This window comes from Bacillus sp. SIMBA_008 (assembly GCF_046535495.1).
In the GTDB taxonomy this organism is placed as follows: Bacteria; Bacillota; Bacilli; order Bacillales; family Bacillaceae; genus Bacillus; species Bacillus subtilis.
Map to the genome: position 1 here is coordinate 1 of NZ_JAWRWL010000649.1, position 263 is coordinate 263.

Below are 263 nucleotides of genomic sequence, written 5' to 3' on the forward strand. Positions count from 1 at the left end.
CTGCGGATCCTGGCGCGCAGGCCGCGCACGTCGCCGGGCAGCGAGCCGATGTCGAACAGCGTGGTGAAGCCCCAGCGGGTGAACTGGGTGCGCAGCGCCGAGGCCAGCGCCGCCGCGGGCGCGCCGGCGGGATGGTAGGGCGGCGCCAGCAGGTGCCCGTGGCTGTTCCAGAAGCCCGCCAGCGCCACCTGCCCGCGTGCGTAGACCACCCGGGCACCGGCCGGCACGGCGACCCCGCCGCGCGGACCGATCCGGGTGACCCG

The 263-nt window shown here is 77.9% G+C and carries 1 protein-coding gene; it reads right to left on the minus strand.

Features of this window, described 5'->3' with window-relative positions; translation table 11 throughout:
* On the minus strand, positions 1 to 263 hold a 263-nt coding region (locus SB658_RS24825), incomplete at both ends, for a hypothetical protein (protein WP_410603063.1).